This is a genomic window from Microbulbifer sp. ABF4_148, from assembly GCF_056158985.1.
In genome coordinates this window covers 4,001,105-4,010,000 of record NZ_JBSWUI010000001.1, presented here as the reverse complement: position 1 = coordinate 4,010,000, position 8,896 = coordinate 4,001,105, and the positions used below count along the sequence as shown (strand labels likewise).

Annotated in this window: 3 protein-coding genes, 2 tRNA genes and 2 rRNA genes; 5 read left to right on the top strand and 2 right to left on the bottom strand. The window is 53.3% G+C overall.

Translation table 11 applies throughout. From position 1 onward, the window contains the following. Window positions 1-123: 123 nt before the first annotated feature. The 5 genes from ACXAD0_RS17635 to ACXAD0_RS17615 all read left to right on the top strand — a co-directional run bounded on the left by ACXAD0_RS17635 (window position 124) and on the right by ACXAD0_RS17615 (window position 5,811). Window positions 124-200, top strand: a tRNA-Ile gene (locus tag ACXAD0_RS17635). A 121-nt stretch (window positions 201-321) separates the two neighbouring features. Further along, window positions 322-397 (top strand) — tRNA-Ala (locus ACXAD0_RS17630). 255 nt (window positions 398-652) lie between these two features. Next, window positions 653-3,537, top strand: a 23S ribosomal RNA gene (locus tag ACXAD0_RS17625). A gap of 209 nt (window positions 3,538-3,746) precedes the next feature. After that, window positions 3,747-3,862: ribosomal RNA gene (gene rrf, locus ACXAD0_RS17620) — 5S ribosomal RNA — on the top strand. Between the two features lie 1,058 nt (window positions 3,863-4,920). Next, window positions 4,921-5,811 carry a 4'-phosphopantetheinyl transferase family protein gene (locus tag ACXAD0_RS17615; protein ID WP_475090044.1) on the top strand — a complete coding sequence of 297 codons (891 nt, stop codon included), beginning with the start codon at window positions 4,921-4,923 and terminating at the stop codon, window positions 5,809-5,811. 26 nt (window positions 5,812-5,837) lie between these two features. On the opposite strand, the gene ACXAD0_RS17610 is transcribed toward ACXAD0_RS17615, so the two are convergent. After that, window positions 5,838-7,838, bottom strand: coding sequence for a cytochrome c/FTR1 family iron permease (locus ACXAD0_RS17610; RefSeq protein ID WP_475090042.1), 2,001 nt, complete (start codon window positions 7,836-7,838; stop codon window positions 5,838-5,840). A gap of 35 nt (window positions 7,839-7,873) precedes the next feature. Then, window positions 7,874-8,737 carry a universal stress protein gene (locus ACXAD0_RS17605; RefSeq protein ID WP_475090040.1) on the bottom strand — a complete coding sequence of 288 codons (864 nt, stop codon included), beginning with the start codon at window positions 8,735-8,737 and terminating at the stop codon, window positions 7,874-7,876. Window positions 8,738-8,896: the final 159 nt, after the last annotated feature.

Below are 8,896 nucleotides of genomic sequence, written 5' to 3'. Positions count from 1 at the left end.
GTAAACGCCGAGATTTTTGCTTATCACAAGGCGCACGACGAACGAAGGAAGGAGCGTACATAAGTACGTGACTGACTGAGAAAGGAGTGCAACGCGGTGAGAAGGAAAAAGATCAAGTTTAATAGGCCTGTAGCTCAGCTGGTTAGAGCGCACCCCTGATAAGGGTGAGGTCGGCAGTTCAAGTCTGCCCAGGCCTACCAAATTTCCCCGTAACGTCGTTATTTTGCACCTTGCATAGCAGGCTATGCGGCGGGGCAAAATGCCTAGTTACAGGAAAATTTAGCACTTCGATGTTTCATTCTTAGTGTGACTTATCGAGATGGGGCTATAGCTCAGCTGGGAGAGCGCTTGGTTTGCATCCAAGAGGTCAGCGGTTCGATCCCGCTTAGCTCCACCATTTCCTTCCCTACATTAGAAGTCAGAAAACTGGTTTCTTGAATTGCTTGATTGATTCAAGAAGTTAGCTTTCTGATTTTTGCATCAGATGCTCTTTAACAAGGTGGAACATTTTGTAGTAATACACTGCAAGGCGAGGTTGAGTACTTAACAACTACTCAACATTCAATAATTGTGTGTCTCTCAAGCACACAATCCGGCGTCCAGGAATTTACCTGGATGTTTAATAAGTCGTTAGTAGTCGTTTGTGTTGTATGGTCAAGCGACTAAGCGTATACGGTGGATGCCTTGGCAGCTGGAGGCGATGAAGGACGTAGGAGCCTGCGATAAGCCTAGGGGAGTCGGCACACAGACTTTGATCCTAGGATTTCCGAATGGGGAAACCCACCTGTTTTACAGGTATCCCTAACTGAATACATAGGTTAGGGAGGCGAACCCGGGGAACTGAAACATCTAAGTACCCGGAGGAAAAGAAATCAACCGAGATTCCCTTAGTAGCGGCGAGCGAACGGGGATTAGCCCTTAAGCTTTTAATGTTTTAGTGGAAGGTTCTGGAAAGTACCGCGATACAGGGTGATAGCCCCGTACACGAAAAGGCATTTTAAGTGAAATCGAGTAGGTCGGGACACGTGTTATCTTGACTGAACATGGGGGGACCATCCTCCAAGGCTAAATACTCCCAGCTGACCGATAGTGAACCAGTACCGTGAGGGAAAGGCGAAAAGAACCCCGGAGAGGGGAGTGAAATAGAACCTGAAACCGTATACGTACAAGCAGTAGGAGCCCTTCGGGGTGACTGCGTACCTTTTGTATAATGGGTCAGCGACTTATTGTCTGTAGCAAGGTTAACCGCTTAGGGGAGCCGTAGAGAAATCGAGTCTTAATAGGGCGTTTAGTTGCAGGCAATAGACCCGAAACCCGGCGATCTATCCATGGGCAGGTTGAAGGTTGAGTAACATCAACTGGAGGACCGAACCCACTAATGTTGAAAAATTAGGGGATGACCTGTGGATCGGAGTGAAAGGCTAATCAAGCCGGGAGATAGCTGGTTCTCCTCGAAAGCTATTTAGGTAGCGCCTCGCGTCTCACCCTCGGGGGTAGAGCACTGTTTGGGCTAGGGGGTCATCCCGACTTACCAACCCCATGCAAACTCCGAATACCGAGGAGTGCAATCGCGGGAGACACACGGCGGGTGCTAACGTCCGTCGTGGAAAGGGAAACAACCCAGACCGCCAGCTAAGGTCCCAAATATCAGTTAAGTGGGAAACGATGTGGGAAGGCCCAGACAGCTAGGAGGTTGGCTTAGAAGCAGCCATCCTTTAAAGAAAGCGTAATAGCTCACTAGTCGAGTCGGCCCGCGCGGAAGATATACCGGGGCTCAAACTGATAACCGAAGCTGCGGATGCGTGTTTACACGCATGGTAGAGGAGCGTTCTGTAAGCCGTTGAAGGTGAACTGAGAGGTTTGCTGGAGGTATCAGAAGTGCGAATGCTGACATGAGTAACGATAAGGGGGGTGAAAAACCCCCCCGCCGGAAGACCAAGGGTTCCTGTCCAACGCTAATCGGGACAGGGTTAGTCGGCCCCTAAGGCGAGGGCGAAAGCCGTAGTCGATGGAAAACAGGTTAATATTCCTGTACTCGCTATTACTGCGATGGAGTGACGGAGAAGGCTAGGCCAGCACGGCGATTGGTTGTCCGTGTTTAAGGTTGTAGGCTGGGGACTTAGGCAAATCCGGGTCCCTAAGGCCGAGAGCTGATGACGAGTCTCTTTTTAAGAGACGAAGTGGTTGATGCCATGCTTCCAGGAAAAACTTCTAAGCTTCAGGTAATAGTGAACCGTACTCTAAACCGACACAGGTGGTCAGGTAGAGAATACCAAGGCGCTTGAGAGAACTCTGGTGAAGGAACTAGGCAAAATGGTACCGTAACTTCGGGAGAAGGTACGCCGGTTTTGGTGATGGGACTTGCTCCCTAAGCTGAGGCCGGTCGAAGTGACCAGGTGGCTGCGACTGTTTATTAAAAACATAGCACTCTGCAAACACGTAAGTGGACGTATAGGGTGTGACGCCTGCCCGGTGCCGGAAGGTTAATTGATGGGGTTAGCTTCGGCGAAGCTCTTGATCGAAGCCCCGGTAAACGGCGGCCGTAACTATAACGGTCCTAAGGTAGCGAAATTCCTTGTCGGGTAAGTTCCGACCTGCACGAATGGCGTAACGATGGCCACGCTGTCTCCACCAGAGACTCAGTGAAATTGAAATCGCTGTTAAGATGCAGTGTACCCGCGGCTAGACGGAAAGACCCCGTGAACCTTTACTACAGCTTTGCACTGAACTTTGAGCCTATTTGTGTAGGATAGGTGGGAGGCTTTGAAGCAGTCACGCTAGTGATTGTGGAGCCGTCCTTGAAATACCACCCTGGTATGTTTGAGGTTCTAACTCAGGTCCGTTATCCGGATCGAGGACAGTGTATGGTGGGTAGTTTGACTGGGGCGGTCTCCTCCCAAAGAGTAACGGAGGAGTACGAAGGTGCACTCAGCATGGTCGGAAATCATGCAATGAGCATAATGGTATAAGTGCGCTTGACTGCGAGACAGACATGTCGAGCAGGTACGAAAGTAGGTCATAGTGATCCGGCGATTCTGTATGGAAGGGTCGTCGCTCAACGGATAAAAGGTACTCCGGGGATAACAGGCTGATACCGCCCAAGAGTTCACATCGACGGCGGTGTTTGGCACCTCGATGTCGGCTCATCACATCCTGGGGCTGAAGCCGGTCCCAAGGGTATGGCTGTTCGCCATTTAAAGTGGTACGCGAGCTGGGTTTAGAACGTCGTGAGACAGTTCGGTCCCTATCTGCCGTGGGCGTTGGAAATTTGAGAAGAGTTGCTCCTAGTACGAGAGGACCGGAGTGAACGAACCTCTGGTGTTCGGGTTGTCACGCCAGTGGCATTGCCCGGTAGCTATGTTCGGACGGGATAACCGCTGAAAGCATCTAAGCGGGAAGCCTCCTTCAAGATAAGATTTCCCTGACTCCTTGAGAGTCCTGAAGGGCCCTGGAAGACTACCAGGTTGATAGGCTGGGTGTGGAAGCGTTGTGAGGCGTTGAGCTAACCAGTACTAATTGCCCGTGCGGCTTGACCATACAACAGAGATGGTTACTAACGATTTGGATTGTGTCCAATCGAGAGACGCGCAAGAAAGCTCGTAAGAGCATCGACTTGCGGTGTATTACTACAGAGTGTTTTACCGACTTATTTGGGGTTATCGCCGGTCATAAGACCGAGGCAAACAGCGATAACGCGGCAGGCAGAGCCAAGGCTCTTAAGACCGATGCCAACCCAAGCCAGTTTGCCTGACGACCATAGAGTTGTGGAACCACCTGATCCCTTGCCGAACTCAGAAGTGAAACGCAACATCGCCGATGGTAGTGTGGGGATTCCCCATGTGAGAGTAGGTCATCGTCAGGCTTCTAAATAAAAGAAAGGGCCACCCAATCGGGTGGCCCTTTTTTTATTTATCAAACACACAAATGCCTAATGCCGAACATTCTGAGAGTAGGGTGAGGAGCGGTCGCGCAGGCGACGCAAAGCCTGTTTTGCGAGTGACGGACGCCCGGCTACGGATGACCGAGCGGAGGCTTGATCGGACACGCGCATGTTGCGCTATGGGCGGCGGTACCGAGCTCTATTGCCTCACCAGTTCCAATGGGATCTCGGCAAGAATAAGACTATTGCTCATTATTGCGGCATAGAACCCGGCGCAAATACAGACACTAAAGTCCTAAGTGATATCGTTGCGCCTACAGGGTCCGAAGTTGTTCATATTGCGTGCTGACACGTGGCGGATGATGCTGTACATCGGAACGATACCGGCGCTGCAGGCTGTCGTTTTTTTACACTACTGTGACAGATTACCGGTAGTGCTCACTCCCCGCTATGTATCCCAAAGTTATACACAGAACTATCCCAAGAACATGTGAGTAACCGAAAAATTTTAATTTAGTCAGTGCATGGAGGGTGGCGCTCATTTCATTGCGAAGGGTGTCGACGAGGAGCTCTGCGTAAACAGAAAGGCCGTTTTGAACCTGAAAAATTCGCTACGCGATAAAAAGGAAAGATGGCGGGCGACCTGATTCGAACGGAATGTTTTCCGGGTTGTTGTCAGGGGCAGAGAGTGACGGAATATACTGTCGGGCTATCGCGCTGCGGGGCCTAGTCTGGTGTTTTTGGCTCAGTCGCAGGCCATTGCTGGAAGCGGTAAATCGTGCGGAGACGTGGGGTGATTTTCAGGCACTCGCTATTCCGAACCCCTATGATTTTGCGCTGCCCGGATTGACGTATTTTTAATCTTTCTGAACAGGTTGCCTTCAGCCGTGCGCGTGCGAGGTTTTTTCACGACTTATGCACAGGCTTTTCCCGAGAATCTGTGGATGACGCCAAGTGACCACTTTACCCCTTTGGCCGCACCGCTTATGGTGGGTATTCCCTCCCTATCAGTATTTGGTGAATCGAGCGCTCGTAACGCAATGTCTGGCCCTAATCACGACTTTTCCCGCGATTGGACACAGCTGTTTCTGCTGCCTGCGGAACGGTTCCCCTTGCCTTTGGAGTTACTGGAGTTGGAGGGTGTCCTTGATCCGGCGGAACGTGACCGATATACGCGGATGCGGCCAGAGGTGGCCACACGTTTCTTGTTAGGGCGGTACCTGGCCAAGTCGGTGCTCGCAGACAAGCTGGGTTGCAGCAGCACCGGGATTCATTTCCAGTATGCGAAGTCCGGTAAGCCGAGTTTGCCCGGACGTGAGCCCCTGCACTTCAATATTTCGCACAGTGAAGCGGGCGTTGTGTTTGCGCTTTCGAATTCACCAGTGGGTGTGGACATAGAGACGACGCCGTCGGTGTGTTGGGATCGCTCGGATAGCAACCCCAAAGTCCTGCCGTTGCCGCATCAACAACCGGAGCAGTTTCTGCATCCCGCGACGGCGGCCATTGTGAGTGGTGAAAGTAGGGAACACCAAAGGGCTGCGATGTTCACCCTGTTGTGGACGCTGTTGGAGGCGCAGACGAAGTTACTGGGCGGTTCTATCTTTGATGTCTATCGCAAACTGTCCATAGAACGTATTGGGCACACAGTGCCCCTGCAATTCCACGTGAATGCGAGCGCAAATCCTGAGATAGCGGGATGCCGGTCCGAGTGCACCAGGGCGTTTGAGGACCGTTGCCGACAAAGTATCAGTTTTGCGTTTGCCGACTCTGGAAAACTTGCAGGCCCGTGGCCAGAGATGCCGATGAGGAGCCTGGTGTCGCTCGCGCAGAAGTCTGTTCCGCCGGCGCCAGACCTGTATGAATGGCAGTGGGATTTCCGTCATCGATTCATCCCGGTTGCTACCCCGGTGGCGACGACTTACTGGGATTAGCCGGCTACGTTGCCAAAAAAGGCAGCTCACCGCCTGGTCTTTGCCGATAGCTGTTGTTGTCGTTTGCGCACCAGATAGCGAAATAGCAAAACCAGACTGATGAGCACAATCAGAAACTGCGTGGATAACCCCTGCAGGGTCGGGTTGATGCCGAGCCAGCCTACCGTGGGGAAGCGAACAGAGGATGTCGGTATTACGGTGGCATCCTGCAGAGACAGAATGCCCTTTCCTGCCAAAACAAAGGCCAGCAGTAGAAGCAGGCTGGTCAGTACTCGATAGAGTATATGCTGAGGGAGTCTTTTTGAGCCTCGAAGGATGAGTTCGCCCAGCCCAACCAAAATGGTAATACCGGTAATGATCCCGAGCCACACTGGCCAGCGTTGTCCGACGGCGGATTGGGTCATCAGCGCTTCGTACCTCAGCATCAGCTCAAATGCTTCTCTATACACTGCAATGAACGCGAGCAGGGTAACGCTCCAGCGCAGCGCAATGGGGATACGGCCGACGACAGAGCGCCGCCACTCCCCCGAATCAGATTTGCCCTGCATAAACAGTCCCAGCAAAAGCAGTGCGCTGGCAGCGACGAGAGTCAGTGAGCCTTCACTCAGTTCACGAGTTGCGCCTGAAAAGCCTGCAACGTTGCGATCCATAAACCAGGTCAGCAGGCCAGCGCCCAGTGCCGAGATCCATCCGAGGTGTAAAAAATACAGGGTTTTGCTATGTCCACTGTTAATCAGGATTGCTGCCAGCGACACCACGATCAATAGGGTTTCAAAACATTCCCTGAGGAAAATCAACAGACTGGCAAAAAGCAGGCTGGGATTCGAGAGTTGTGTTCCTTCAAGCAGTTCCTGTGCCTCTCTCAGTGATCTTTGCAGGCGCAGCACATGCAGTTCCACATCGGTTGAGCTGGCACTGGTATTCAGCTTGCTTCTCAGTTGAAGCAGGTCTTTTTCAATCGATTGGCTCAGGTCGCGGTCGCGGGCGATGAGTGGTGAGCGGATTAAATCATACCCATCCAGATACGCACTGATCGCGAGGGACTGGGCACTGTCAAAGCGGCCTGCCCGAAACTCGACCAGTGCGCGGTTAAGCTGGCTACTGGCGACTTCCAGTGGGGCGGTAACCCCTGCAGGGTTGAGGGAAAACATCGCCGCGGCTCTGGTGCGGGCCACCGCGACCATTTCCGGGGTGATTCTGGGGCTATCTGCCACCAGAACGTTTGGGCTGAACAGTACCAGGGATTCCAGGTCGATTTCGCTGGGGTCTGCGTTCGCCGTGCCCAGATACGCCATCTTGCCCACGTATATCGCCAGTGACCAGCGTTCCCGTGAATCCAGCATGGGGTAGGCGGCCATACTGGTGCCGTCGATGCCCTCGCTAATCACTGTATATAAGCCGAGCAGTGACAGGTTGTCCGCCCGCTCGCGGTCATGAAAGTCTGTTGGCAGTGGTTGCATGCCGCGTGCCAGAGGCCCGTCGCCATAGCCTTTTTCACCATGGCAAGCGGCGCAATGTTTCTTATATAGCCGCTTGACCTTGCGGCCTGTGAGGATCGAATTGGGTAGAGTAATTTCCGGGGTCAGTTGCAGGAGTGCCTTGCGTAGCAAGGTACTCTGATACTGAATTGTTTCGACCGGTTCCAGCGCCCCCAGGGATTGTTGCAGCGCGGCTGCCATTTGTTGTGCCTCTCTCGCCGCAGTCGAGGGCTCAAGACGGCCGGTGAGTTTTACCAGATCTCCGGCAAAGTCCAGTATCTTCAGATTCTGGTTGATATCGACGACTTCGCCATCGACAACCGCTTCCGCATAGTCAGCACCAATATATTCCGCCAGGTGCAACATACGTCTGAGCTCTGCGGCACTCGGTGGACGCTGGTTTTTTTCCTGCCCTGTGGGGGAAGCCGTGCTCCTATCGGTCTGCTGTTCTTGCGACGATTCTATCTGCGCGGGAATATCCTGTTGCGCCTGAACAGTGGTAACGGCCAGCATCACGGCAAGAAGCAGGAGATGGATAATTCTAGGCACGGGAAGCTCTCGTTATACCGTTAGGTCGCCCTTCCTCACGGCACCACCATGACATCGGAGTTGGCTTTGGACAGGATGCGTTCCGCGGTATTGCCGAGGAGTATGCCACCGGCTCCCTTGCGTACCCCGCGGCCGACCAGCATTAGCCTGGCTTTGTATTTGTCCACAAGGCGATTCACTTCCCTTGCGGGTTTCCCCGTCGGTAGCTTCAGGTCATCACATTCGACTCCGCTCGCGGCGACATTAGCCAGAAGATGTTCGCGCAGGGCCTGAGCATCCCTTTCGGGTGCGGACTTGCTGAAGCCCAGTTCCTGCAGTAGTGGCGAGTACACCAGAGTCGAAATCGCATCCAGGCGCGCGCCCAGTGCTGTGCCTATATCGCCGCCGGCTGTGAGCACACGTTCGTTCAGGCCGCTGTGCTCCGGGCTGTCCAGGCGGGGATCGAGAGAGATGACAATCCGATTGCGTTTCACCCAGGGGGTTTCCACGGCGAGCCAAAGCGGCACCGAAGACCTTTCGATCAGTTGCCAGTCGATGGATCCAAAGCCTCCTCCGCCAAACTGCTTTTGTGCCGTTTTGATGACAACGCCATAGTTGTGGCGAGCCAGATGTTGCATTACCCATTCGACGATACTGTGATGCCAGATAGCGTCCGTCTGTACATTGCTTCCCAGGCCATGACCGGTGCAGAGTTCGTCCTGCCAGCGTTCGCGGCCGCGCCGGAGGTCATTCACGAGGTCTTCGCCTGCCTGCTGAAACCCCGGCATGTTGAGCAGATCCTCATAAATGAAGCTGACGAGGTGTAACCTGGCGCCGGTTTTCTCTGATAGCTCGAGAGCGCGCTGCAGCGCGATCTGCTCATGCTTGGGCTTGTCCAGTAGGACGAGAATGTCTTTCACGGATCGATTTCTCGAATTTTTATCGGAGTTCTCAGTTTAGTTCGCGTCCGCTGGGGTCAATTGATCTGAATCGTTGGTTACGCGTAGAACATCCCATGATGAGGTTTTTGGTGCCAGCATGGCGATTATTGCCACTTGGGAAGTGGTCTCAGGCTCTTG

Excerpts from the sequence above, each read along its gene's own strand:
- ACXAD0_RS17615 (WP_475090044.1), top strand. The coding sequence starts at position 4,921 with ATGTCTGGCCCTAATCACGACTTTTCCCGCGATTGGACACAGCTGTTT.